This is a genomic window from Halalkalibacter sp. APA_J-10(15) (assembly GCF_023017105.1).
Classification (GTDB): domain Bacteria; phylum Bacillota; class Bacilli; order Bacillales; family Bacillaceae_D; genus Halalkalibacter.
On record NZ_JALKEV010000011.1, the window covers coordinates 141186 to 165173 of the forward strand.

At 40.1% G+C, this 23988-nt stretch carries 30 protein-coding genes and 1 rRNA gene; 17 read left to right on the forward strand and 14 right to left on the reverse strand.

All coding sequences use genetic code 11. From position 1 onward, the window contains the following. Positions 1-95 precede the first annotated feature (95 nt). The 5 genes from ectB to MW695_RS14060 form a co-directional block, all read right to left on the reverse strand. Positions 96-1379, reverse strand: a complete 1284-nt coding sequence (gene ectB / locus MW695_RS14045; protein ID WP_247105984.1) for a diaminobutyrate--2-oxoglutarate transaminase — start codon at positions 1377-1379, stop codon at positions 96-98. Between the two features lie 76 nt (positions 1380-1455). Next, positions 1456-1944 (reverse strand): diaminobutyrate acetyltransferase, encoded by a 489-nt coding sequence (gene ectA, locus MW695_RS14050; protein ID WP_260505914.1) that lies wholly within the window; start codon positions 1942-1944, stop codon positions 1456-1458. A 433-nt stretch (positions 1945-2377) separates the two neighbouring features. Further along, positions 2378-2488 carry a YfhE family protein gene (locus MW695_RS22715; protein WP_260505915.1) on the reverse strand — a complete coding sequence of 37 codons (111 nt, stop codon included), beginning with the start codon at positions 2486-2488 and terminating at the stop codon, positions 2378-2380. 257 nt (positions 2489-2745) lie between these two features. Further along, the gene (locus tag MW695_RS14055) at positions 2746-3294 is read right to left on the reverse strand and encodes a GNAT family N-acetyltransferase (RefSeq protein ID WP_247105985.1); all 549 of its coding nucleotides are present in this window, start codon (positions 3292-3294) and stop codon (positions 2746-2748) included. Between the two features lie 745 nt (positions 3295-4039). Beyond that, entirely contained in the window at positions 4040-4954 is a 915-nt protein-coding gene (locus MW695_RS14060) for a TIGR01777 family oxidoreductase (RefSeq protein WP_247105986.1), read from the reverse strand. Between the two features lie 97 nt (positions 4955-5051). Between MW695_RS14060 and recX the strand changes: the two genes are divergently transcribed. Then, complete coding sequence (gene recX / locus MW695_RS14065; protein WP_247105987.1) at positions 5052-5852, forward strand: recombination regulator RecX; 801 nt, start codon at positions 5052-5054, stop codon at positions 5850-5852. 13 nt (positions 5853-5865) lie between these two features. Continuing rightward, positions 5866-6177 (forward strand): YfhH family protein, encoded by a 312-nt coding sequence (locus MW695_RS14070; protein WP_247105988.1) that lies wholly within the window; start codon positions 5866-5868, stop codon positions 6175-6177. Between the two features lie 1050 nt (positions 6178-7227). Here the strand turns inward: MW695_RS14070 and MW695_RS14075 are convergent. After that, positions 7228-7383: a YpzG family protein gene (locus tag MW695_RS14075; RefSeq protein ID WP_081728018.1), complete on the reverse strand. Its 156-nt coding sequence runs from the start codon at positions 7381-7383 to the stop codon at positions 7228-7230. Between the two features lie 23 nt (positions 7384-7406). Beyond that, positions 7407-7559, reverse strand: a complete 153-nt coding sequence (gene sspK, locus MW695_RS14080; RefSeq protein WP_060526032.1) for a small acid-soluble spore protein K — start codon at positions 7557-7559, stop codon at positions 7407-7409. Between the two features lie 89 nt (positions 7560-7648). On the opposite strand from sspK, the gene MW695_RS14085 reads away from it, so the two are divergent. Then, positions 7649-7915, forward strand: a complete 267-nt coding sequence (locus MW695_RS14085) for a YfhJ family protein (RefSeq protein WP_247105989.1) — start codon at positions 7649-7651, stop codon at positions 7913-7915. 46 nt (positions 7916-7961) lie between these two features. Here MW695_RS14085 and MW695_RS14090 read toward each other — a convergent pair whose 3' ends face one another. Beyond that, a complete protein-coding gene (locus MW695_RS14090) occupies positions 7962-8942 on the reverse strand; it encodes a metal-dependent hydrolase (protein ID WP_247105990.1) in 981 nt (326 codons plus the stop codon). An 84-nt stretch (positions 8943-9026) separates the two neighbouring features. Here MW695_RS14090 and MW695_RS14095 point away from each other — a divergent pair, with 84 nt between their 5' ends. The 3 genes from MW695_RS14095 to MW695_RS14105 all read left to right on the forward strand — a co-directional run bounded on the left by MW695_RS14095 (position 9027) and on the right by MW695_RS14105 (position 11644). Continuing rightward, the gene (locus MW695_RS14095) at positions 9027-9338 is read left to right on the forward strand and encodes a hypothetical protein (RefSeq protein WP_247105991.1); all 312 of its coding nucleotides are present in this window, start codon (positions 9027-9029) and stop codon (positions 9336-9338) included. A 431-nt stretch (positions 9339-9769) separates the two neighbouring features. Further along, the gene (mutY, locus tag MW695_RS14100; protein WP_247105992.1) at positions 9770-10861 is read left to right on the forward strand and encodes an A/G-specific adenine glycosylase; all 1092 of its coding nucleotides are present in this window, start codon (positions 9770-9772) and stop codon (positions 10859-10861) included. A 27-nt stretch (positions 10862-10888) separates the two neighbouring features. Continuing rightward, complete coding sequence (locus MW695_RS14105; RefSeq protein ID WP_247105993.1) at positions 10889-11644, forward strand: SDR family NAD(P)-dependent oxidoreductase; 756 nt, start codon at positions 10889-10891, stop codon at positions 11642-11644. Between the two features lie 56 nt (positions 11645-11700). On the opposite strand, the gene MW695_RS14110 is transcribed toward MW695_RS14105, so the two are convergent. Continuing rightward, a complete protein-coding gene (locus MW695_RS14110; RefSeq protein ID WP_247105994.1) occupies positions 11701-12036 on the reverse strand; it encodes a hypothetical protein in 336 nt (111 codons plus the stop codon). 22 nt (positions 12037-12058) lie between these two features. Next, positions 12059-12280 (reverse strand): cytosolic protein, encoded by a 222-nt coding sequence (locus MW695_RS14115; RefSeq protein ID WP_247105995.1) that lies wholly within the window; start codon positions 12278-12280, stop codon positions 12059-12061. A 209-nt stretch (positions 12281-12489) separates the two neighbouring features. Between MW695_RS14115 and fabL the strand changes: the two genes are divergently transcribed. From fabL to MW695_RS14135, 4 genes are all read left to right on the forward strand, one after another. After that, positions 12490-13242, forward strand: a complete 753-nt coding sequence (gene fabL / locus MW695_RS14120) for an enoyl-[acyl-carrier-protein] reductase FabL (protein WP_247105996.1) — start codon at positions 12490-12492, stop codon at positions 13240-13242. A gap of 59 nt (positions 13243-13301) precedes the next feature. Further along, a complete protein-coding gene (locus MW695_RS14125) occupies positions 13302-13511 on the forward strand; it encodes a gamma-type small acid-soluble spore protein (protein ID WP_247105997.1) in 210 nt (69 codons plus the stop codon). Between the two features lie 317 nt (positions 13512-13828). Further along, on the forward strand, positions 13829-14356 hold the full coding sequence (gene ntdP, locus MW695_RS14130; protein WP_247105998.1) for a nucleoside tri-diphosphate phosphatase: 528 nt from the start codon (positions 13829-13831) through the stop codon (positions 14354-14356). 227 nt (positions 14357-14583) lie between these two features. After that, positions 14584-16323 (forward strand): ABC transporter ATP-binding protein, encoded by a 1740-nt coding sequence (locus tag MW695_RS14135; RefSeq protein ID WP_274169707.1) that lies wholly within the window; start codon positions 14584-14586, stop codon positions 16321-16323. Between the two features lie 654 nt (positions 16324-16977). Here the strand turns inward: MW695_RS14135 and MW695_RS14140 are convergent. From MW695_RS14140 to sda, 3 genes are all read right to left on the reverse strand, one after another. Further along, on the reverse strand, positions 16978-18048 hold the full coding sequence (locus tag MW695_RS14140; RefSeq protein WP_247106000.1) for an FUSC family protein: 1071 nt from the start codon (positions 18046-18048) through the stop codon (positions 16978-16980). Between the two features lie 13 nt (positions 18049-18061). Beyond that, positions 18062-19360 (reverse strand): glutamate-1-semialdehyde 2,1-aminomutase, encoded by a 1299-nt coding sequence (locus MW695_RS14145; RefSeq protein ID WP_247106001.1) that lies wholly within the window; start codon positions 19358-19360, stop codon positions 18062-18064. A gap of 143 nt (positions 19361-19503) precedes the next feature. Next, positions 19504-19632 (reverse strand): sporulation histidine kinase inhibitor Sda, encoded by a 129-nt coding sequence (gene sda, locus MW695_RS14150; RefSeq protein WP_247106002.1) that lies wholly within the window; start codon positions 19630-19632, stop codon positions 19504-19506. Positions 19633-19784: 152 nt separating this feature from the next. Between sda and MW695_RS14155 the strand changes: the two genes are divergently transcribed. The 4 genes from MW695_RS14155 to perR all read left to right on the forward strand — a co-directional run bounded on the left by MW695_RS14155 (position 19785) and on the right by perR (position 21671). After that, a complete protein-coding gene (locus MW695_RS14155) occupies positions 19785-20198 on the forward strand; it encodes a potassium channel family protein (protein ID WP_247106003.1) in 414 nt (137 codons plus the stop codon). Between the two features lie 56 nt (positions 20199-20254). Continuing rightward, on the forward strand, positions 20255-20728 hold the full coding sequence (bcp, locus tag MW695_RS14160) for a thioredoxin-dependent thiol peroxidase (RefSeq protein ID WP_247106015.1): 474 nt from the start codon (positions 20255-20257) through the stop codon (positions 20726-20728). 61 nt (positions 20729-20789) lie between these two features. Beyond that, positions 20790-21092, forward strand: a complete 303-nt coding sequence (locus tag MW695_RS14165) for a cyclic-di-AMP receptor (RefSeq protein ID WP_247106004.1) — start codon at positions 20790-20792, stop codon at positions 21090-21092. Between the two features lie 138 nt (positions 21093-21230). Further along, entirely contained in the window at positions 21231-21671 is a 441-nt protein-coding gene (perR, locus tag MW695_RS14170) for a peroxide-responsive transcriptional repressor PerR (RefSeq protein WP_247106005.1), read from the forward strand. A gap of 278 nt (positions 21672-21949) precedes the next feature. Here perR and MW695_RS14175 read toward each other — a convergent pair whose 3' ends face one another. Beyond that, entirely contained in the window at positions 21950-22318 is a 369-nt protein-coding gene (locus tag MW695_RS14175; protein WP_247106006.1) for a YgzB family protein, read from the reverse strand. A 73-nt stretch (positions 22319-22391) separates the two neighbouring features. Here MW695_RS14175 and MW695_RS14180 point away from each other — a divergent pair, with 73 nt between their 5' ends. The 3 genes from MW695_RS14180 to MW695_RS14190 all read left to right on the forward strand — a co-directional run. After that, positions 22392-22547, forward strand: a complete 156-nt coding sequence (locus tag MW695_RS14180; protein ID WP_247106007.1) for a hypothetical protein — start codon at positions 22392-22394, stop codon at positions 22545-22547. 113 nt (positions 22548-22660) lie between these two features. After that, positions 22661-23533, forward strand: a complete 873-nt coding sequence (locus tag MW695_RS14185; RefSeq protein ID WP_247106008.1) for a nucleotidyltransferase-like protein — start codon at positions 22661-22663, stop codon at positions 23531-23533. Between the two features lie 252 nt (positions 23534-23785). Continuing rightward, positions 23786-23988 (forward strand): 16S ribosomal RNA (locus tag MW695_RS14190); the annotation flags it as partial.

Consider the following 23988-nt stretch of genomic DNA (forward strand, 5'->3'; position numbering starts at 1 on the left):
ATAGCCTCCATGTCAGTAGTGATTTGATTGCTTTTTTTATAAGAGAAGGAGATCTCAAGCAATCTAAGATCCCCTTTTAAAATCGTTCATTTTCATTAAGATGTGACAAGCTCTCTAGCACCTAGAACGGCTTTAACACTATCTTCAATAATTTCGAATCCTTTGTTTAGACCTTCATCATCAATCGTTAAAGGTGGAAATAGCTTGAATACTTCATCATTAGGACCAGATGTTTCCATAATTAATCCACGCTCAAAGGCTTCCGCTGCCACCTTTGATGCTAGACCGTCCACTTGAGAAGAGATTCCGACCATATAGCCGCGGCCTTTTGCTTCACCTTCTAATTCAGGATAATCCGCAACGATTCGCTCTAAGAAGGAGAAAATGCGTTTTGAACGCTCTTGGATGTCCTTTTCAAACTTATCATCTTCCCAATAAGAAAGAGACGCTGTTGCTGTAATGAATGCATGGTTGTTTCCACGGAATGTACCATTATGCTCACCAGGAGCCCAAATATCTAGTTCAGGACGAATCAATGTAATCGCAAGTGGTAATCCCATTCCACCGATTGATTTAGACATACATACGATGTCAGGTTCAATGCCAGCTTTTTCAAAGCTGAAAAACGTTCCTGTACGTCCAACTCCAGCTTGAACATCGTCGACAATAAGGAGGATGCCCCAACGTTTACAAATTTGCTCAACACGTTGTAACCATTCAAAACGTGCTGCATTAATTCCACCCTCACCTTGAACTGTTTCAAGAATCATTGCAGCAGGGATTTCTACACCACTACCGCCATCTTCTAAGAAGCGTTCAAGGTACTCTAGCGTATCAAGACTTTCGCTGACAAAACTATCATACGGCATCGTCACAGTGTTCTGTAATGGAATACCAGCACCTTTACGTTTGAAGGCATTCCCTGTTACGGACAATGCGCCAATTGTCATACCGTGAAATCCGTTTGTGAAGCTAATAATGTCTGTACGTCCTGTTACTTTACGAGCTAATTTCAATGCACTCTCCACCGTGTTCGTTCCAGTTGGTCCAGGGAACATAACTTTATATTCAAGGTTTCTAGGCTTTAGAATTACATCATTAAACGTTTTTAGGAATTCAGCCTTTGGTGCCGTTGCCATATCCAATGAGTGAGTAATTCCATCATTTAATATATAATCAACGAGCTTAGCCTTCATATGTGGATCGTTGTGACCATAGTTAAGAGCGCCTGCTCCTGCAAAGAAATCAAGATATTCTTTACCGTCCTCGTTCCACATTTTGTAGCCTTTTGCTTTTGTAAATACAGTTGGGAAACTACGACAATAGCTACGTACCTCAGATTCTAATTCTTCAAAAATCTTCATATCTGTTTGACCCATTATTTGTTTTCCTCCTGTTTTTTAACCCTTTTTCACAAAGGGAATGGTTTTGTTTCACTGACAAGTCCTTATTTGCTTAGCGAATAGGTCCAATACGGAATGTTAACTCTTCTTCATGGCCATCCTCAGGGAAGAGGTCTTCTGAAAAGCATTCCTTCACTTCACATTTTGTATCGAACGTTTTGCTTAATCGTCGGAATAATGCTTGAGATGCTTCATTTGAAGGAGTAATCGTTGCCTCTACAAACTTAACATCAGCACATCCAGGTCGATTAACAAGTTCTTCTAGCATTTTTGACGCGAGTCCTTTGCCGCGTTGAGAAGAATGAACGCCTATCTGCCAAACAAACACGACGTCTTGCCGCTCTGGAGGGATAAATGCTGTAACGAATCCTACTACATGATCGTTCTCTTTTGCTACAACACATGTCTCTGCAAAAAATTCACCCATCATAATGTACTTGTACGCAGAGTTTTGATCGAGTGTTGATTCATTGACTAAATTCCACATGCCTGCTCCGTCTTTAACAGTAGGTTTCGAAAAGACAACCTCATCCGTTTTCAACGCTACAGGAGTTCCTTGGCTTTTAATATCAGTTTCCTCCTTCGAAAATCAATTTGTTAAACGAACTATTATTATGATAAGCGTGTTCGGGAAAATGGCGCAACTTACCAATAGGAGGATTAATCGTGATGAGCCACTCTTAGATTGGTTGAATGGAAGTAAGAACATGAATGGCTGTAAATACTACTGTATGGTTAGGTTTCCTTACAATTTGAAAATATCAGAAATTTTCAAATGGAGTTATATCCCTTGCTGTATAAGGGTTTTTAAGCTGTTTAAATGGAGGGGGATTTTTGTTAAGAAATTATGAAGAAGAAAATATGAAAAAAATGGATGTTAGCTATAGTGAGATACTAAATAAGAAATCGACAGTTGAGAAAGGGGGATGTCTCAAAAGTACAGTTTGAGACATCCCCCGGGAGCAATAGGAATGTTATCTTCGCGCGGCTCTGTCAGCAGCTTTGAACTCTGAACCAAATTTCACTTCTTGTGCTTTGCGTAGTGTTCGTCTTTCTTCTTGAGCTCGGCGTTTTTTACTTTCCATAGTGTCACCACTTTCTTATTGGATTAGTAGTAGCTTCGTCAAAAGAAAGTCGTTTTATCCTAAGCATGGCTCATAGAGTGAGTTTAATGATAAGAAGAGGAAGCTGACGCCAAGCAAAGAGAGACTAAAGGAAATCCTCCTGCCGTTAAAATGGGACCGTTAACCGAGGAGGAATAATAAGCCATAAATAGTGGGATGAAGCACAGACGGAACTCAAACTCTTGCAAAGACTGCCTGCAACGCCATTAGGGCTTTTCTTATGCTTCTTTTCGTTCGATTGTTGGTGACGTTCTCATGAAGTGAAAGTGATAGAGATCCTTTTCAATTTGAAATAAGTTGTAGTCTCCCTTTTGGTTGAGCACTTCAAGAATATCAGGACGTAATTCATTGGCAAGTGTACAATAAGGCAGCTTTAATGCAGCATGGTAGGACCTTTCGTTATGCTTGCGAATTCTCATATAGACCGTTTGAATGTCACAGGAGAAAAACAATTCATTGAAGAAGGATTCCTTCGCTCTCTGATTATAACCAAGTCCAAAATAAGGTGAGCCGATCCATGTACCTAAAAAGCCTGATTGCTCATAAACATCGTACAAATTAATCGTGCCGATCGGAGAGCCCCATTCATCGATAATAGTCCTTGAAATCAATTCCCCTCTCTCCTCAGCTTCAATTGTCTTCTTTGTCAAAAAGACATATTCATCATACGTTTGTGCCTTTTCCCGTACGAAGGGAAAAACAGCTGGGTCTACTAATAATTCATATAAGTGATGACAATCCGCGACATCTCTTTGTTTTAAAATCATCAAAAAAACCCCCTTGATTGAGGGTAGAATGGGACTCCACCCTCGAATTTAATAAACAAGCACATCAAATTCGGGGTGGGAATCGAACCCACTAGAACCAGCCAAGCTGATGGCGCACCAATTGCCTTCCCATTCGCTATATAATGGAATAATTACGTATAAAACGTTAAATTCTTTAGTAATTCATATGAAATGCATCATTTATACTAATATACGACGTATAACTCTGTAATCCTCTTTTATATTAAATGTATTTTTATAAAAAAGATACCACTTTTTCATGAAATTTTGATAAAAAAAATAATCATTTCTTTACAGAAAGATTAAAGAATAGACAAGATATTTAAAGAAAAGGTGGATTGCAAAAAAGGGGGAGAAAATAGGAGGAAAATGAACAAGTGAGTTACAAATTCGTTAATGAAAAAATAAGAAATAACCGCACGAAATGAAATTCTTATTAAAGAATCTCATCGTCGAGGAACTGAAAAAGTTTGATTTTTGAGGCCACTGAAAAAGTTTGGTTTTAACTTTTTCAGTGGCTTTGAAGTAATGTGCGTAGCCGTTGCCCGATTTTGAAAGCCTTGCAATGAGTGGGTTTCTCATAGCAAGGTGCGCAACGAGCGGAGCCATTACTCTTCCTTGAGTTACTAGAAAGGACTTTTTCAGTGACCTCTGATTATTAATTTTTTCAGTTCCCTCTGGTCCGGTTTTCTTAACTCATACCCTTTCATCACAGCCTCGTCGCTTATTTCTTCCCTTGTAGTGTATCTGTTAGAGCAGATTTTAGCGTAGCATATTGGAATGTGTAGTCGAAGTCTGTGCTTTTCTTTGGTAAGACCTTTTGGCCATCAAGTACTAATGTACTCATTTCTCCGAGTGCGATCTTAAGGAGGAAGGCTGGGGTTGGGAACCAGTGAGGTCTGTTTAGCACACTTGCTAATGTTTGACCGAACTCCTTCATTCGCACAGGGGTTGGTGCTGTGACATTTAATGGTCCGTTGATTGTGCTGTGCTCTATAGCGAAAGTGAATAACCGCACGACATCGTCCATGTGTATCCAGCTCATCCACTGTTCACCTGTACCGAGGTTTCCACCCGCAAAGAGCTTATATGGGAGAAGTATCTTCGGCAATGCGCCTTCCTTCTTATCAAGTACGATTCCTAGCCGACAAAAGGCAACCCGTACCCCGAAATCACGAGCTTTAGCTGCTTCCTTTTCCCAGCTATTAACGACTGTCGTTAAAAAGCTATCATCCACAGGCTCTGAGTCTTCAGTAAAAGTGACACTTGCTGAATGGCCATAATAGCCAATCGCTGATGCATTGACTAATACGCGTAAAGTAGGAGTAAGATGCTTTATTAAATCGATGACTGCACGTGTTGATTGTATACGGCTGTCGAGAATCGCTCGCTTTCGATCTTCTGTCCATCTGCCTGAACCGATTGATTCACCTGCTAAGTTAATAACAGCCTCGACATCTTGCAATTCTTTTTCAGGGGTAGCATCATCATGTAACCATTCGACATAACGAACATTGTCTTTTACTGGTTTGTTTGTAGCATCTCTTGTTAAAATGTAAACAGTATATCCTTGTTTCGTTAAATATTCAGTTAAAGCAGAGCCGATTAAACCTGAGCCACCTGCGATTGCAATGTTCATTTGGATGTCCTCCCTTTAGACATTGACATGTATAGATTTATTGTAAGGTTTTTTTGATGAAGAGCCAACATTAACGGTTTGAAGGAGTCTTGAAAATATGGTAGCTATTACGAAAATAGAAGTTCAAAAGAAGAATAAGTCGAGGTATTCGATTTTTGTGAATCGCGGAAATGGAGAAGAATATGGCTTTAGCGTTGATGAAGATGTTTTAGTCAAGTACCGTCTCCAAAAAGGACAAGAAATCAATGAAAAGGAATTGCGGGACTTACTTGATGCAGATGAAGAAAGAAAGGTTTACCACTTGGCTATTCATTATTTGTCTTATCGTATGCGCTCGCGTAAAGAAATTCGTGATTATTTAATTCGAAAAGAGAAGGAGGAAAAATATATTGATATAGCAATAAAGAAATTAGAGCAAGAAAAATGGTTAGATGACCGGGAATTTACACGAGCTTATATTCAAACAAAACGATTAACACAAGTGAAGGGTCCTAGGAAACTAAAGCAAGAATTAATGACGAAAGGAGTAAATGAAGAGATTATTGACGTTCATTTAATGGAAATACCGGTTGAAGAATGGGTCGGAGAAGTGAGAAAGTGGCTTGAAAAGAAAGGGAAACAGGATAAACGCTTGTCACAACGATCGAGGAAAGATAAGCTAGTTGGGCAGCTATATGCAAAAGGCTACACAGAAGCTATTATTTCAGAAGCGCTAAGCACGTTTGAAAATGAAGATCAAGATCGTGAAGAATGGGAAGCGATTTGTTATCAAGGGGAAAAGATAAGGAAAAAGTATCGGCAGTTACATGGCTGGGAGTACAATCAAAAGTGTAAGCAAGCCCTCTACCGTAAAGGCTTCTCAATTGATATGATTGAACAATATTTGCAGGAAGAATAAGGAGTGAGTTCTAGTGCCTGAGAAACGATTCAGTGAAATGACCGAACATGAGTTACGGACAGCTATATCTAACTTTAACGAAAAGGCTAAGAAGGCAGAACAAATGGGTATGTCGAACGAATTTGCAGTTTATGAACGAAAAATGTTAATGGCTCAATCTTATTTACTAGATCCAGCCGATTACAAGTCTGGTGAAATCTATTCTTTAAAGGGGAGCACGTCAAGCTTTCAAGTTGACTATTTGAATGGATATTTTGCTTGGGGCTATCGAGATGGAGCTAAGGGCTTAGAGGCTGTTCCGATTTCATTGCTTGAAAGAAAATAAAAGACAACGACATCTGATCAGGTTAGCTCTTGATTAGATGTCGTTGCATTTGAACAAGGCTTTCGAAATATATATATTCAAAAAGAAGTTGGAGATAACGAAAGTAGTTAGCTGAGAATCCGAACAGTGAAGTCTATTTCATGAACTGTATATTTGCATCGTTGTGTATTTGTTCGGTTTCTCATCTATTAAAACACTTTTGTCCCAGCCTCTTTACTATTTACAGCCATGATGTTTAAACATAGATCTCACATGAACAGCTATCACATCATCACAACAGAGCTTAATAGATTCACTTACGTCATTGCAAAAGAATAAATAAACGGTATCACAGCATACATCAAAGAAGAATGCGTCTATAAAGTCTCCTCCTCTTAATCGAACTCTAACAGGAGTATTTCTAGTTATACCTTTAAATAATTCTCTGCAATCACACTTACACTTACGGTCATGGTCGTGACCTCTGCTACCAAAAACACAATCATTCCAACACATTAATATCTTCCTCCCTAAAATAAATTTTTATTCGTTATATCTTACGAGAAAAATTCTTTTTTGGTTGGATAAGTTAATTAGTAGATTAGCCTTTTTTGAAAATAGAGACAGATATACTAGGGTAAAAATAATCATTTTGTGATAGTTTTCCACCTTGTTTTTAATTCATCCTTATTAGAGGGATAAAAAAAGGGGAGAAGTCTATTAGTATCAATGAATGATACCTATACTAACAATTTCAGAGCGTTGTTTTGTTGCACGAAATAGTGTGATGAATTTTATATCAACACGACTATTTTTGCAAATATTAAGGTATTAAAGCAAACGGGTAATCAAATCTTGATTGAAATGAAGCAACCCTTCAATGTTCATGTTCAAGATTGCAAATACCGGATTACGAGTAGTGTTAGGGTTAGCTTATTTCCGGGGAGCATGGGGATTTTAGCAGGATCAAATATAAAGGATGGGATCGGTTTAGCTTTTACGGTGATAATATGAATGATAAAAGCGCCTTACGATAAGAATGAGGCTCATCGTAAGGCTTGCTACAGCGCATTAACTTCGTTGGATTCGGCGGTGGATTCTTGTTTTGATATCATGCTGTGACATTTGCGTTTCACCGTTCACTTGATGTGAAGCATGTTTAGGGTTGGCTCGTGGAGAATCAAACGGACTCTTGTATTCGAATGCGTGCATCGTTTCCTTATTCATGACGGACACCTCCGATTGATCAACTACTTTTCTTGCTCTTGGCTATTTTTCATTCGCTCTTGTGGGCGCGTATTAATGGTCCCATTTGGTCGTAATGATTCATAGGTGTTGTAATCTTTCGGTGAACTTCCTTTGAAGTTAATATGATTAGGAAAGTCCTTTGCTTTATTTCTCACGAGTGTCCCTCCTTTAAACATGTTCACTTATAGTATGGTTTGATATAATGTGATTATTTCACGCAATGTTTGACAAAGGAGGAACGGATATGGAAACTCGCTTTCAACGTTTAACGGAACAGCTTCTTGAACGTAATGAACAATTAACGATGCAACAAGCGAGAACATGGGTTGAAAGCTTATGGGAGGATTTTGAGGTGACGAGAGCGAGGGGTGGCTGGAGCTACAAAGGGCAGGACGTGACGGAGAAGGTTGTGGCCAAATGGATTGCTCAATATGGACCACATCTTCACCACTATAAGCCGAAAGAGAAGAAATTTAACCATTTGAACAATGAAGATCCGTTTCCACATTAATGAGTGATTTCGGCGATCGCAATGACCGCCGAAATCGAATAAACGATTAGGGAAGGACGATGTTAAGCTTCTTCTGTAAGGCTTCTTCACTGAATACCCATCCGGTATAGGAATTCATAACGGAAAGTTCCTGATCTAGCTGGACGATCGCTACAAATGGATAGTGCCCTTTGCTTCGATATCTAAGATCGACGAAACGAACTTCTGTAATGCCATCCTTCTCAAACGTTTCCCAACGATACGTCGGTGAAAAGGAAAGAAAAGCATCAAGATTAGTGTCTTGTCGTGCGGCATTTAAGACTGCTGTATCAGGAATCGGATCAAAGGCATATTGCTCGAAGTATTCAAATTGTCTGTTGCGACATTCTGTTACATACATAACACTAGGCGTTCGAATAACAACATGCCACTGGCTCCAGTTTATAGTTGGTGAAACAAAGACATGTGTTGCGTCTGGATGGGCTTCTTTGGCGATTTGTACGACCGCTTTCTTTGTTAGAATCCTCCATATATAATAGAGGACGGTAATGATATACAATGACAGCATGACAGGTCCGGGTGAAAGCCCAACTAGCCATAGGGAAAGAGCAACTAAGTGACTAATGAAAATAAAAGGGTCAAAGATATTAATGACGCCAAGTGCAATCCATTTATTGGAGAAAGGTCTTAATGCTTGCGTGCCGTAAGCATTAAAGATATCAACGGAAATGTGTAGGAACACAGCAATAAAAGCCCAAAGTAAGATCGTTTGCCAATTGCTTGTGCCTGTATATAATGTAATGCCACCTGTAATGAGCAACGGCCATGTGAAAAGTGCAGGTACAGAATGGGTGACGCCTCGATGATTCCGTATGTAGACGGCGTTGTTTTTTAATTTTAAAATTGTATCAAAGTCAGGAGCTTGTGAACCGATAATGGTTGCGGTCATAACCGCTGCTGGTAAGAGCGGGTCGTTTGCTACAATGGGATCTAATGTAGCTAATCCTCCAAGTGCGATACCCATCACCACGTGTGTTCCAGTATCCATGCTGAGATCCTCCTTATCGGTTAAAATAGGTATAGTTTATTTATACCCGAAACTGAAGAGATTAAAAAGGGAGATAAGGAAAAGATGACGAAACCTTTACAAATTTTCATGGAGTATAAAATAAAACCACAAAAAATTAAAGAATATGAAGCGTCGATGGAAATGGTACTTGCGACATTGCCAGATTATGATGTGACTGAAGTTGAATGGTTTGTCGCTGAGGATCAGCCATATCTATATGTCGAAATGTTTGAAGTGCCGACGGTTTCTCATTACCAAGCATTGAAGAAGCTAAGGCAATCTACGGAGCATCCTGTGTTCAGCTCGATTGTTCCGTATATTGAGGGTGGAGAGAAGAAAATCCATTGCTGGGCATTTCAACGAAAAGATGTGTAAGAGGTTGTTCAAGCTTAGTCGGAACGGTTCCTCATTCCGCTAAATAGGGGAAAATATCATACAATGTGAATAAAGGAATCCTCATTCCTCTAAATCGGTGTTAAAAAGAGAAAATGCGGATCAGAAGGCTGAATAACGGAATGAGGATCCGCTAAGTAGTCGAATAAAGCAGGTAAAGGTCAAATAGAGGAATGATGATCCAATCCGGCTTCTAAATGGGCACCACCTTTTTAATGAGGCCCCTGAAAAAGTACAAATCGACTTTATCAGTGCCTTTCATCTGACAAGCAATGTCTTCATTCGTGCTCACTCGTATTATGCTGTTCCAAAACAGGCAACGATTTTGCTCATTGCTTGAAGGGCACTAAAAGTTAAAAAGCAAACTTTTCAGTGGCCTTTTTCAATGCTTTTTTAACAACAAGGGGGAGAAGATGAGTCAATCATTCGTAAAAGATTTTTCACAGAAAACATTTCAGGTAGCTCTTGTTGAATGGTTTCATTCACAGAAGCGTGATCTACCTTGGCGACAGACGAGTGACCCCTATAAAATATGGGTATCGGAAATTATGCTTCAGCAAACTCGTGTCGATACAGTAATCCCTTATTACCAAGCATTTATAAGACAGTTCCCGACGCTTTTTGATTTAGCAAAGGCAGATGAGGATGCAATCTTAAAAGCGTGGGAAGGATTAGGCTATTACTCAAGAGTTCGCAATTTGCAGAAGGCGACGCAGCAGGTTCTCGATCAATTTAACGGAGTCGTGCCAGACACTCGCAAAGAAATATCAAGTCTTAAAGGAGTAGGGCCATACACAGCAGGAGCGATTTTAAGCATCGCCTATGGGAAGCCTGAGCCCGCAGTAGATGGGAACGTGATGAGAGTGCTTGCGCGAGTATTGCTAGTGAATAATGACATTGCTAAGCCAGCTACTCGTAAGCTCTTTGAGACGATATTATACGAGCTTATTCATAAGGATGATCCATCTGGATTTAATCAAGGACTTATGGAGCTAGGAGCGCTCATCTGTACGCCGACCTCGCCAGGCTGTCTAATCTGTCCTGTGCACCAGGTTTGCCGCGCTTACTCTGCTGGAAAACAGGACGAGCTACCAGTGAAAACAAAAAAGAAAAAGCCAAAGGCTAAGGAGCTCGCAGCGACGATCATTCGAAATGATAAAGGGGAAGTGCTGATTGAGAAAAGGCCAGATAATGGCCTATTAGCACGGCTGTGGCAATTCCCTATGGTGGAAGCGAAGAGAGACGAGCAGGTGACTGCTATCCATGAGCAATTTGCGACATATGACATCTCATTAAAGCTTGAAGACAAGGTGCAGGAAGTAGAGCATGCCTTTTCACATTTGAAGTGGACAATTGACGTGTATGAGGGAACAGCAGGGGATCAGTCGGGAGCCTATACCGTTGAGCGAATGTGGGTTGAAATCGAGCGACTAGAGGATTACGCCTTTCCTGTTTCACATCAAAAGATCATTGAAGCATTAAAAAAACGACAGCAATGTAGCTAGTTTTGAAAACGGGAGGAAGATGATTCGATGGATTTACAATTAAACGGAAAAGTAGCCTTAGTAACAGGCGGTTCAAAGGGAATTGGTTTGTCGATTGCTAAAGGACTGCAGGAAGAAGGAGCGAGAGTCGTCGTCGTTGCGCGAGGGAAGGAGGCTTTAGCTGAAATAGAACAGGAGTATGACAACATTGATACGATAGCAGCCGATTTAATGAATGCAACAGAGCGCGAGGATGTTATGAAGCATATCACCGAGCGTTATGGCAAGCTAGATATTTTAGTAAATAATGTTGGTGGAAGTAACGGAGGAGCAATTATGGAGACGAGTATGGAGCTTTTTTACGAGGGGCTTGAATTAAACTATTTCTCTGCCGTGCACTTTAGTAAATTAGCCTTACCGTATATGAAGGCCCAGCAGTCTGGAGCAATCATTAACATAACATCGATTTTCGGACGTGAGTCAGGTGGGAAGGCAACGTATAACAATGCGAAGGCAGCGATGATTAGTTTTACAAAGGCATTAGCTGATGAAGTGATTATCGATGGAATCCGGGTGAATAGTGTCGCTCCTGGATCAATCTTACATCCGACAGGGAATTGGCAAAAAAGAATGGAGGAGAACCCTGAGAAAATGAAGCAATTTGTTGATGGTGAAATTCCAGGAGGGCGCTTCGGCCGACCTGAGGAAGTGGCGAACGTCGTCGTCTTCTTAGCATCTGAAAAGGCGAGTTGGGTATCAGGTGCCACTATTAATGTCGACGGTGGACAGTCAAATAGCTTTTAATGACGATAAAACGTTCACCATGACCTTTCATGGTGAACGTTGTTCGCTACAAGGATCTATTGATCATTATTAATAAGGTGGATTTCGCGGATCTTTGCTTTCGTTTCTTCTGTTCCTAAGCGATATAGCTCCTCAAACACGTCGTTTAAGCCTCTTTGGTATTCGTTCTTGTCGCGATCTCCTTCTTGATCGTCGAAATGACGAAAGGAAAATAAGTTCCCAAGCTCAACGTCATGAGCTTGTACTTCGCGAAGGAGCTTTTCGAGTTCCTTCTTCTCTAATGAAGTCGCCTCAATCTCATACTCAATGAGCTGACCATCATTCACGCGTATAGGGCTAATATCATCCATACTAATCGGGTTTAAATTCACATAATACAATTGCTTTTCCATTGAATTCTTCCTTTCTACGCGGTTAATCTGGATGAATTTCGGTTCCGTTAGTCCAGGTGGCTTCGTGCTTTAAGCCCCCTCTTTCTTCTATTTCCTCAATAATTTCGCGATGGATCGTCACACCTTCTACATTTAAATAGGGCGTTACTTGCTGCATACTATGATGAAAATAAGCTAATTCTTTATCTGTCCATTGTTCAATTGATAGCATCGAAAGCTCGGTCATATCACGTCCGACATACATATTAATTCCTCCTGAATAATGATGGCTACTTTACTTTTGTTCAAACTTTTTTATAGAGGTTGTTTCAAAAGGACGGTTTTCCCTTTTGGAATGACCTCGAAGGAAGCAATTGCTATATTTTTTTGACCAGGCACCTATAGTGTTCCTGTTCGTCATTTGCACTATACGTTATAATAAAGGGAATTGTTGTATTGAAGGAGGAAGTGGAAGTGGAACAAAGTAAAGTGGCACTAGTAACCGGCAGTAGCCGTGGGATTGGAAGGAATATTGCACTTAAATTAGCGGAAAAAGGGTATGACATTGTCATAAATTATGCGCGTAGTAAAAAAGCTGCGCTTGAAGTGGCACAGGAAGTTGAAGAACTTGGGCAAAAGGCACTCGTTATTAAAGCGAATGTAGGGAAGCCAGAAAAAATTAAAGAAATGTTTGCGCAAATTGATGAAGAGTTTGGAAGGCTTGACATACTTGTGAACAATGCTGCATCTGGTGTGTTGCGACCAGTGATGGAATTAGAGGAGAGTCATTGGGATTGGACGATGGATATTAATAGTAAAGCGCTCCTTTTCTGTGCGCAGGAAGCGGCAAAGAGGATGGAAAGGAATGGTGGTGGATCGATTGTCAGCTTAAGCTCACTCGGTTCTATTCGCTATTTAAAAAATTATACAACTGTTGGCGTATCAAAAGCTGCAGTCGAAGCTTTAACACGTTATTTAGCTGTCGAGTTAGCGGAAAAGGGGATTCGAGTCAATGCCGTTTCAGGTGGAGCGGTAGATACAGATGCTCTCACTCATTTCCCTAATCGCGATGAATTACTGAATGATGCAAAGGATCGTACGCCTGCAGGGAGAATTGTTGAAACGGAAGATTTGGCAAAGTCTGTTTTATTCTTACTTTCCGAAGATGCACATATGATTCGAGGTCAGACTCTGATTGTTGATGGAGGAATTTCTTTATTAACGTAATTTTTTTTGAATAAAGTTCTCACCACCCGGACACCTTAATAATCGTGGAGGTGAGATACATGAATAACAACCAACAACAACAAGCACAGCAACAAGCTGCACAAACAAATAAGCAGCAAGTTCGTAAGCAAAATGCAGCTTCTGCACAAGGATCTAGCTCAAACACTGAGTTCGCTAGTGAAACAAATGCGCAAGAAGTTCGCCAACAAAATCAGCAGTCTCAAGCTCGTAAACAACAAGCTTCTGCGAATCAGCAGCAACAAAAATAATTGCTGTCAATCAGAAATACCTTCTGGCATAACGTCCAGAGGGTATTTTTTTGTAATTCCGCTGAATGCAATGATTAAGTTCAATAGCCTCCCGAATTCTTCTTTCAAGCAACGCATGTACATATCCAAAAAATAATGCATTTAGAAAATAGTCAAATCATTTCAAATCGATTCTGAAAGAGTTATAATAGGAAGTGAAGGAAAATGTTTAGTGATTGTACAGGGTAGTGAATAGAGGGGATATGTGGTTTTGGACTGTATAAAGGGATCCTACTCTACCTACTGACGTCTTAAAACTGAATAGAAAGGAGTAGCGTATGAATTTTCCCAAAGTTGGTAGCAACATCGAAATCCATAGCTACAAGCATAATGGATTGATTCATCGCATTTGGGAAGAAACAATTGTGCTTAAAGGGACGTCAAAGGTTATTATTGGAGGGAATGACCGGATATTAGTGAAAGAATCAGATGGTCGACATTGGAGAACTCGAGAACCAGCAATCTGCTATTTTGATGCAGAGAAATGGTTTAATACGATAGGTATGATTCGTTCGGATGGGATATACTATTATTGTAATTTAGGTTCTCCGTTTACATGGGATCAAGAGGCGGTAAAGTATATTGATTATGACCTTGATATTAAAGTTTTTCCTGACATGACCTTTAAGCTCTTAGATGAAGATGAATATGAGTTGCATAGTAAAATGATGGAATATCCACCGGCTATTGATACGATATTACAGCGTAGTGTTGATGAGCTCATATCATGGATCCATCAACGGAAAGGGCCGTTTGCTCCGCAATTTGTGGAGAATTGGTATGAACGTTTTTTACAATATCGATAGAAAAGGTTGCGTTTATCCAGTTGTAATGGATGAAGAGCTTCTATAAGAAGTTGTCTCTTTAAAAAGGGACAACTTCTTTAACAAATAAGGACCAAAAAACGGGTGACGCTGTCTTCGTACGTACACATAGCACGAATGTGTATGACGCAATTAAAATAAGAGTTTCAGCCAAAGGGTAAGTAAATTTAGAGAAGAGATAGGCGCTATGGCTTGAGGGGTGATTGACACTGGAAAGTATGAAACGTTACATGGCATTTGTAAAGCCATATTGGAAGGAAATTATTATTACTGTATTAATTGGTTTATTAAAATTCGGAATTCCATTAATGCTTCCGCTCGTGATGATGTATGTGATTGATGATATTATTTTTGCCGAAGCGATGTCCGAGGATGAGAAGATGTCAACTCTTGTTCAAGTAATGATCGTAATGGGGATTTTATTCGTTGTCGTCAGACCACCAGTTGAATATTTCCGGCAATACTTTGCACAATGGATTGGTAGTAAAATTTTGTATGATATTCGCGACCAGCTTTTTACTCATATTCAGAAGCTGAGCTTGCGGTTTTATTCAAATCGAAAAGTAGGAGAAATCATATCACGAGTGATTCATGACGTGGAGCAAACGAAGAATTTTGTCATTACGGGACTTATGAATATTTGGCTTGATTTAGCGACGATTATCATTGCACTTATTATTATGTTTAATCTCAATGTTTGGCTTACACTCGTTGCGATTTCCATGTTTCCGTTCTACGGATTTTCCGTTAAATATTTTTATGCGAGGCTACGTGAATTAACTCGTGTTCGCTCTCAAGCGTTGGCTGAGGTGCAAGGGCATTTGCATGAGCGTGTGCAAGGAATGAACGTCATTCGTAGCTTTGCGCTAGAGGACTATGAGCAAGATCGTTTTGCAGAGCGGAACAAGCATTTTCTAAAGCGGGCGATTGATCATACGAAATGGAATGCTAAGACGTTTGCCGTCGTCAATACGATTACCGATATTGCTCCATTGTTAGTTATTTTCGTATCAGGTTATTTTGTCATTACAAATCAATTTGAAGTTGGTGTGATGACAGCCTTTGTCCTCTATATGGAAAGACTATATGGGCCTTTGCGAAGACTAGTGAATTCGTCAACGACGTTAACACAGGCGATTGCTTCAATGGATCGTGTATTTGAATTTATTGATGAGAAGTATGATATTAAGGATAGCGAACATGCGAAGGCATTGGATCATGTAAATGGGCAAGTAACATTTCATGATGTTAGCTTTGGGTATGAAGAAGACGATCGTATTTTGCAAAATCTGAACTTTGAAGTAAATAAAGGGGAGACGGTCGCCTTTGTCGGAATGAGTGGTGGAGGGAAAAGTACACTCATTAGTTTAATTCCTCGGTTTTACGATGTAACCTCAGGACAGATTTTGTTCGATGGAACTGATATACGGGAATTTCAAGTGCGTTCTCTCCGAGATAAAATCGGCATGGTCATGCAGGATAATATTTTATTTAGTGATTCGGTTAAGCAGAACATACTAATGGGAAAGCCTGATGCGACAGAGGCTGAAGTGATCGCAGCGGCTCAAGCGGCGAATGCCCATGAATTTATAATGAATTTACCACGTGGTTATGAGACTGAGGTTGGTGAACGTGGGGTGAAGCTTTCTGGTGGTCAGAAGCAACGAGTGGCGATCGCTCGTGTGTTCTTAAAAAATCCGCCAATACTCATTTTCGATGAAGCGACTTCAGCATTGGATTTGGAAAGTGAGCATTACATTCAGGAGGCGATGGAAAAGCTCGCTCGAAATCGCACAACATTCATCATCGCTCATCGCCTTTCAACGATTACTCATGCTGATCGGATCATTGTGATCGAAAATGGACGTATTATTGAAGAGGGAAATCATCAAGAGCTTATGAAGCGAAGAGGAGCATACAAGAAGCTGTTTGATGTTCAACAGCTATAAGGAATAGCTCTCTTATGACGTTGTAAGGACGTTGTAGGAGAGCTTTATTTGTGAAGGGATAGGGCATAGTTCTGTGAAGAAAGCCAGGGGTGAGGCTTTGAGCAGAATAAGGGTAATTCTCATTCGGTTAAAATGGGATTGTATCAATGTCGCAGTAGGAAGTTAGCATAGAAGATTAGGATAATTCATAGGTGGCGTGAGCAATTCAATGGAGAGCGCTGGGCTTCGTTCGTTACTCGTTAATCTGAAAGAACCCCACTTTCAGATTAACTGACACCATTGTAACGGCTTTGCGCAACACTAGCGCGTTTTTTCTTATGCCGAACGGAACCTCATTCCGTTAAATGGACGAAATAAGTCGGTTTACGTTCGAAGTGGAACGTCATTCCGTTAATACGCCAAAAAAAGTGTGAAGAGGGGCGTAAATGGTCAAATAGCGGAATGAGGTTCCGAACAGGTCGTAACAAACCCTATAATGGGGGGAATAGCGGAATGAGGTTCCATTAAAGAGAATGAAGTGAATTCGCTTAGAGGAGTGTGCTGCGCTCCAGGATCAGTGCAATTCAATGAAGAAAAGAGCGATACCGCGGAAGCGATTGACTATAAAAGGTAAGAAAATGCGAGAATGGGATCATTCAAAGATGCGCGTTTTCCTTATTCTACCTTCACTTTGTTCTCGCTTGTGTGGTAGCTGAAGAAGCTATCAATGAGTTGTTCGAGGTGCTCTAGCTGTTCTTGGTATTCGGTTAGTTGAGTAATGGCTGGAAGGGTGTGCATCCACTCTTCTCCGGTTAGTGTTTCTTGATCACGTAAGGCAATTAACTGATTAAATAAGGCTTCCTTCCGTACATGTAAGGCGGCCTTCGTTGAGTCGGTTTGTTCGACATGGGCCTTGCCAACATAACGGAGCATTAATAGCTCGTGGTAGGCTGTAAGCTCATATAGTTGTTTCTCAAGTAATTCGTGAACCTCCTCCGCTTGCTCATGGAGGTTATTTAAGCGGCTTGCGATATTTTTTAGCACGAAAAGGGATTTCTTTGTTGTGATCGCCATTTGTCTGAAAAGAACGACTTTCCGTGCTTTAGCGTATTTATTACGCATGAAGTAATTTCGTTCTTCTTTATAATATAAATACAGGTTGTCGATCTCGACTATTTCTTCTTCAAGTCGGACGATATCCTTCTTAAGAGCCTGATGATCAGCGCTTTGTCGAATAAATAACTGAAGCCATTGATGAATTTCCTCAGAGACGTTCAAAATTTTCTGGTATAGCTTCGTCTCATATTTAGGAGGAATGAAGAGTAAATTAATGATAAATGCCGACAGTACTCCTAATATAATAAGGGAAAATCGGCTTAGAGCAAATTCAATAAAGTTAGACCCTGGGCTTTCCATAATAATAATGATCGTCACAATTGCAATGGGAATGGTCGTTGGCTCAAGCTTGAATTTCAATATAAGAGCAATCGCTAGTACGACAGTAAACCCAATGACAAACGGATCGGCTCCTAGCGTTAAAACAAATATCACCGCAAGCACGGCCCCGATCATATTCGCTTGGAATTGATCAAGTATCGTTTGGAACGTCCGATATATCGATGGTTGGACCGCGAGTGCTGCAGTTAAGGCAGCAAAGGTAGGTGGTTCAAGACCGATCCAAGAAGCGATATAGAGCGAAAGGATAATCGCTAAGCCTGTTTTGAAAATGCGTGCACCTAATTTCATGTTTATCCCTCATTTATTGTGCGGCGTTCATCACAGCGAATGCTTCATCAACAGCAGCTAATGTTTTGACTATATCCTCATCTGTATGAGCAATCGTCAAAAACCATGCTTCATATTTGGACGGAGCTAAATTAATCCCACGTTTCAGCATTTCTTTAAAAAATTCGGCGAACTGTTCACTATTTGAGTTTTCTGCTTGCTCATAATTTGTAATCGTTTCATTCGTAAAATAAATGGTTAAGGCTCCCTTCAAACGATTGACGGTAATCAATTGACCGTGCTTTTTGGCCAATTGAATAATTCCATCCTCTAAACGAGCGCCTAAACGATCAAGCTCCTCATAAATTCCTTCTTCTTGTAATATTTCAAGGCAAGCAATTCCAGCACTCATCGAAGCCGGGTTTCCGGCCATTGTTCCAGCTTGGTAAGCAGGACCAAGTGGAGCGACCTTTTCCATAATATCCTCCCTTCCGCCATAAGCACCAATCGGCAAGCCGCCACCAATAATTTTCCCTAACGCTGTCATATCTGGTTGGACACCGAGTAAGTCTTGGGCGCCACCATACATAAATCGAAAGGCTGTAATAACCTCATCATAGATCACGAGAGCGCCATAATCATGTGTAAGTGAGTTAACGGCCTCTAGAAAGCCTTCCTGCGGTTGAACGATGCCGAAGTTACCGACAATCGGCTCGACAAGAACAGCGGCCACCTCATCGCCCCATCTTTTTAATGCTTCTTCGAAAGCGTTAATGTCATTAAATGGGACCGTGATCACTTCCTTGGCGATGCTTTTTGTGACACCGGCAGAGTCTGGCGTACCTAAAGTAGAAGGGCCAGATCCAGCGGCGACGAGAACAAGGTCAGAATGTCCGTGATAACAGCCGGCAAATTTAATGATTTTATCTCGACCTGTATAAGCACGTGCGACCCGAATAGTTGTCATCACTGCTTCTGTACCCGAATTGACAAAACGTACTTTCTCTAGTGAAGGAATCGATTCTTTTAACATTTTCGCAAAAGTGTTTTCTAACGTCGTCGGTGTTCCGTACAAAACGCCACTTTCTGCTGCTCTTTGTATAGCCTTCGTAATATGCGAATGAGCATGTCCAGTAATAATCGGACCATAGGCTGCAAGATAATCAATGTACTGATTACCATCGACATCCCAAAAGTAGGCGCCCTTTGCTCGTTCCATAAAAATAGGTGTCCCTCCACCGACAGCTTTATAGGCTCGTGAAGGGCTATTGACTCCACCTAAAATATGTTGTTGTGCTTCTTTATAGTATTGCTCTGATTTTGACCAATTCATGACATCTCTCCTATACTTATTTCCTTGTCATGATAGTATTCAATCATAGATGCCTAAGAAGGGCAAGTATCCTGAAGGGAGTACTGGGGAAGTTTAATTAGTATTCCGATTACTTCCTTTTGGATAATAGGAGATTAACATGATTAAATTTCATCTTGAAGGTCTCTTCTTTTAATTTCTTCCAGTAATAATGTGAGAAAGGATTCATTTAATTGTGCTTTCCTCGCTTGAGCATAGGCTTCTAACAGTTGTTCATCTGTTAACTGTTGCATCACTCAACCCTCCTCTTGTAATGGGATAAGTACAGATGTTCCCTTGCTATTTTACCAGTGAAAATGGAGAAAAACTATTAGGAAATGTAGGAAACATGTCCTTCTAATGGTCAATTTGTATTCATATAATGAAAAGGATGGGAGGGGAAAATATGAAGCTGATTGTCGTAATTCTTTTATTAATTTCAACGGTTGGAACGATTGTGAGCCTACTGATGCTCTTACGTTTTCGACCCCATCCTTCAACACATCTTGTTTCATTAAGTCACTTTGGGCTCCTCATTCTCGTCTATGCTACGTTAATCTCCTCATTTGCGATCTTATATACAGGAGTTGAACTGATTGGTATACGTGTCATTCAAATTGATGCCCCATTATTCGGAGAAACGATTAGTATGCTAGATATGATATATTTTAGTGCGATCACGATGCTTTCAGTCGGATATGGTGATATCGTCCCAATTGGATTAGGACGTCTATTTGCGGTTGTTCAGTCTCTTATAGGATTTCTATTACCAGCGGCATTTGTCATGAACACATTTTTGCAAGCAAAAATGGGACGGTAGTTGTATTTCTTGTGTACATCAGCTACTCTAGAAGAAACGGTTGAAGGGATGATTGAATCATGGTCGAAATAGGACAAGCCGCACCTACTTTTACACTTGAAGACGTATCAGGAGAACGTGTATCGCTAGAAGATTTCCGTGGTAAGCAGGTTGTTTTGTATTTTTATCCGAAAGACATGACACCTGGTTGTACAACACAAGCATGTGATTTTCGCGATCATATGGAGGATTTCTCTGCCTTAAATACAGTCATTATTGGCGTAAGTCCTGATCCAATCTCAAGACATGAGAAGTTTAAGGATAAATATAACCTTCCTTTTTACTTACTAGCAGATGAGGATCATCAGGTGAGTGAGTTATATGGTGTGTGGAAGCTGAAGAAGAATTTTGGCAAAGAGTATATGGGGATTGAACGTTCAACCTTTATAATTGATAAAGAAGGTAAGCTCATTAAGGAATGGCGCAAGGTTCGTGTGAAGGATCACGTCGAAGAGGCGTTGATGTATATTAAGGATGAAATAGAAGGATAGACAGGAACCAATTCTTTCAATGAAGAGTATAAATAGGTAACAGGGTAGAGGAGGAAAGGCGATGAAGCTGCTTGTATGTATTATTGATAACTTCTATAGAGATGAAGTTGAAAAGCAATTGAAGCAAAAAGATTACCGTATGACAGAACTCGCGAGCTCTGGTGGGTTTTGGCGTAAGGGGAATACAACTTTCTTGTTTGGGGTTGAAGAACAGGATGTCTCTATATTAAAGGAGTCGATTAAAGGGGCATGTCTTGATTTAGAGAAGAAAAAGCAAAGAAAGAGCAAGCAAGCCCATCGCTTCACCTCATTTTTAGTAGATGTGAAGGACTCTGCGCCTTTTTTGGCGGGGACTCAATGGTAAAATAAAATAATGTCTGGAACTAGCGACAGGATCTATTTACAAAATATTCTTCATGTTACCTTGATTGACAATGTGACCATTCGATATTATACTAATTACAAAGTAAGAATGGTTTTTTTGAAAGAGAGGTGCATGACTATGTCTGGTCATCGCTTACAAGATGCACTTGAAACGTTGAAAAGTACACGTGTGCGTATGACTCCTCAGCGTCATGCGATTCTAGAATTCCTATTTGAATCAAATACCCATCCAACAGCTGATGATATATACAAAGCGTTAGAAGGGCGTTTTCCAAATATGAGTGTCGCGACTGTTTATAATAACTTACGCGTCTTTAAGGAAGCTGGTATCGTAAGGGAGTTAACGTACGGTGATTCATCGAGTCGCTTTGATTCAGTTACATCCGATCACTATCACGTCATTTGTAATGACTGTGGGAAGATCGTCGATTTCCACTATCCGGGATTAGATGAAGTGGAGACACTTGCTGAGCATGTGACAGGATTTAAAGTGCTAAATCATCGAATGGAGATTAATGGCATTTGTCCGGATTGTCAAACAAAAGCAAAGCAACATTAAACAATGGAACTCGAATGGTTAATAGCTGTTTGGGTTTCTTTTTTATAAACTAACGAGTTATAAAATTCGTAGAAATGATTTTGGGAGAGTCTAGGAATCCCTATAGAGTAGGATATAGATGAAGGCGGCGGTGAGTTGCCGTAGTGTTTTAGCAGAGGTAACTCACCAGCCGCGAATGGAAACCGAAGTAGATGTGCTAAGCGACGATCAGATAAGAATGTTTTGAGAGGTGTCTCTTTCACTTCAAATGAGAAAACATGCTTGATAATGATAGTCAGTTATGACAGATCACCTTTTTCTTGCTTCTTTTTATTGTACGCTTCATCGAATTCTTTTCCTTCTAATGATTTGTCTAATGTAAGAGGTTCACGACAATGCATGCATGCATCTACACGCCCTAGCATTTTTGTTGCGCCACCGCAATTTGGACAAACGACTTGGATTGTTCTTGTTGAAAGCATACCAATCCAAAAATAAACGACCGTACTCGAAATGACAAATAAAAGTCCAAGAAGCATGGCAATAATCATAATGACTTGTGATTCACGAAAGAAGATTCCGATGTACATAACTAATATCCCAACAAAAACAAGACCTAACGCAAAGGTTCTGATTTTGTTAATTTTGTTTGCGTATTTCAATCCCACGTTTTCCCCTCCTAACTCGTCATAAGGGCACTGAAAAAGTTTGATTTTTAACTTTTTTGGTGACCTTTAAGCAATGAGCGAAGCCGTTGCCTGTTTTAAAAATATTGATACAAGTGGGTGTGTCGTATCAATTGAGCAACGAGTGAAGCCATTGCTTGTCAAATCAAAGGTACTGAAAGAGTTAATTCGTACTTTTTCAGTGGCCTCCTTTAATTCTAGTATACCATAGAAGGCCATTATCGGATTTGACAGAGAAATGAATTGTCTGTAGAAGGAATTTTTTTGAATGTGGAGAATAGTTAGTATAGATTTGCATGTGATTAATAAGGAGTGGGAAGAACTATGGTGATTGATCAATCTTTGCGTCAAATGTATCAGAAATATACAAGTCATGATGGGACTTTAGCTATTGTTGTGGTTGAAAAGGTAAATGTACCATTAACGGTTACGGATGGATTTGACGTTGTTGTTCTTCTTATTAAAGATGAGTCTCAGTATTCTTGGGGTGTCCAACATTATGTGATAGAGGGGAAGTCTGTTTCTTTTCATTGCGTTAGTATAGAAATGATTGATCAAACATTATTGACGGGAAATCATCGCCGTTTAATCGATTGGGTTGTGAATGGAGAAGTGGTCTTTGATCGAAATGAAAGCTTACGTACGATTAAAGAACGAATCGATGCACTTCCTGTTGAAGATCGTCAGAAGAAACTAACGATTCAATTTAGTAAATTATTAAGAAGGTTTGAAGAAGGAAAAACCTTTTTTCGTGAAGGGCACTTTCTTGATTCGTTTAGTCATATGATGCACGCTCTTCATCATCTTGCTCGTTTGTCGATCGTTAATCAAGGGATGTATTCAGAAGTGGTCGTTTGGGAGCAAGTGAAAAGAATAGATCCGCCAATTTATAAATTGTATCAGGAGCTTTTTAATAGTAACGAATCGGTCGAGAAGAGAATAGAATTATTATTGTTGGCGATGGAGCTCTCCATTCAATCGAAGACGGATTTAGGAAGTCGTCATTTCTTAATGGTTTTGACAGAGCAAAAACGACCTCTTACAATGACTGATTTAATGAAATTAAATGAACTAGAAGCATATCGCTTGGATTTAGAATTACTCGTTCGTCATTTAGTAGAAAAAAGAAAGCTAAAGGCTGAAGAGCGGCAAGTAAGTAACCAGGATTATAAACAATATAGTTATTCATGTTGCTGATCTTGAAAAAAGTATTGACGTTATTCTTCTTCGATGATATATTATTACTTGTCGCTGAAATGAGCGACGGAATAGTTTTGAAAAAGTCTTGACATCAAAAATAGTTTGATGTTATGATGTAAAGGTCGCTAAAAACGACGAAAGTTCTTTGAAAACTGAACAAAAGCCAAGCGGAAAAGAGACAATTGTTGCGTGAGCAACAAGGAATCTCGTCAATGTTTTATGTAGTATATGAGCTAATTCAACTCAACTTTTATGGAGAGTTTGATCCTGGCTCAGGACGAACGCTGGCGGCGTGCCTAATACATGCAAGTCGAGCGGACTTTAAGGAGAACTTGTTCTCCTTTGAAGTTAGCGGCGAACGGGTGAGTAACACGTGGGCAACCTGCCCTGTAGATTGGGATAACATCGAGAAATCGGTGCTAATACCGGATGATAGCGTTTATGCGCATGCA

What these genes read in the sequence shown, in the direction of transcription:
- MW695_RS14140 (WP_247106000.1), bottom strand. Translation starts at nt 18,048, where the DNA reads ATGAAATTAGGTGCACGCATTTTCAAAACAGGCTTAGCGATTATCCTT.
- MW695_RS14185 (WP_247106008.1), top strand. Translation starts at nt 22,661, where the DNA reads ATGGTGATTGATCAATCTTTGCGTCAAATGTATCAGAAATATACAAGT.
- MW695_RS14155 (WP_247106003.1), top strand. Translation starts at nt 19,785, where the DNA reads ATGAAGCTGATTGTCGTAATTCTTTTATTAATTTCAACGGTTGGAACG.
- perR (WP_247106005.1), top strand. Translation starts at nt 21,231, where the DNA reads ATGTCTGGTCATCGCTTACAAGATGCACTTGAAACGTTGAAAAGTACA.
- mutY (WP_247105992.1), top strand. Translation starts at nt 9,770, where the DNA reads ATGAGTCAATCATTCGTAAAAGATTTTTCACAGAAAACATTTCAGGTA.
- MW695_RS14090 (WP_247105990.1), bottom strand. Translation starts at nt 8,942, where the DNA reads ATGGATACTGGAACACACGTGGTGATGGGTATCGCACTTGGAGGATTA.
- MW695_RS14145 (WP_247106001.1), bottom strand. Translation starts at nt 19,360, where the DNA reads ATGAATTGGTCAAAATCAGAGCAATACTATAAAGAAGCACAACAACAT.
- MW695_RS14095 (WP_247105991.1), top strand. Translation starts at nt 9,027, where the DNA reads ATGACGAAACCTTTACAAATTTTCATGGAGTATAAAATAAAACCACAA.
- recX (WP_247105987.1), top strand. Translation starts at nt 5,052, where the DNA reads ATGGTAGCTATTACGAAAATAGAAGTTCAAAAGAAGAATAAGTCGAGG.
- MW695_RS14180 (WP_247106007.1), top strand. Translation starts at nt 22,392, where the DNA reads ATGAGCGAAGCCGTTGCCTGTTTTAAAAATATTGATACAAGTGGGTGT.
- MW695_RS22715 (WP_260505915.1), bottom strand. Translation starts at nt 2,488, where the DNA reads ATGGAAAGTAAAAAACGCCGAGCTCAAGAAGAAAGACGAACACTACGC.
- MW695_RS14060 (WP_247105986.1), bottom strand. Translation starts at nt 4,954, where the DNA reads ATGAACATTGCAATCGCAGGTGGCTCAGGTTTAATCGGCTCTGCTTTA.
- MW695_RS14105 (WP_247105993.1), top strand. Translation starts at nt 10,889, where the DNA reads ATGGATTTACAATTAAACGGAAAAGTAGCCTTAGTAACAGGCGGTTCA.
- MW695_RS14110 (WP_247105994.1), bottom strand. Translation starts at nt 12,036, where the DNA reads ATGGAAAAGCAATTGTATTATGTGAATTTAAACCCGATTAGTATGGAT.
- MW695_RS14165 (WP_247106004.1), top strand. Translation starts at nt 20,790, where the DNA reads ATGAAGCTGCTTGTATGTATTATTGATAACTTCTATAGAGATGAAGTT.
- ectB (WP_247105984.1), bottom strand. Translation starts at nt 1,379, where the DNA reads ATGGGTCAAACAGATATGAAGATTTTTGAAGAATTAGAATCTGAGGTA.
- MW695_RS14085 (WP_247105989.1), top strand. Translation starts at nt 7,649, where the DNA reads ATGGAAACTCGCTTTCAACGTTTAACGGAACAGCTTCTTGAACGTAAT.
- MW695_RS14055 (WP_247105985.1), bottom strand. Translation starts at nt 3,294, where the DNA reads ATGATTTTAAAACAAAGAGATGTCGCGGATTGTCATCACTTATATGAA.
- MW695_RS14125 (WP_247105997.1), top strand. Translation starts at nt 13,302, where the DNA reads ATGAATAACAACCAACAACAACAAGCACAGCAACAAGCTGCACAAACA.
- ntdP (WP_247105998.1), top strand. Translation starts at nt 13,829, where the DNA reads ATGAATTTTCCCAAAGTTGGTAGCAACATCGAAATCCATAGCTACAAG.
- sda (WP_247106002.1), bottom strand. Translation starts at nt 19,632, where the DNA reads ATGCAACAGTTAACAGATGAACAACTGTTAGAAGCCTATGCTCAAGCG.
- MW695_RS14075 (WP_081728018.1), bottom strand. Translation starts at nt 7,383, where the DNA reads ATGAATAAGGAAACGATGCACGCATTCGAATACAAGAGTCCGTTTGAT.
- MW695_RS14115 (WP_247105995.1), bottom strand. Translation starts at nt 12,280, where the DNA reads ATGTATGTCGGACGTGATATGACCGAGCTTTCGATGCTATCAATTGAA.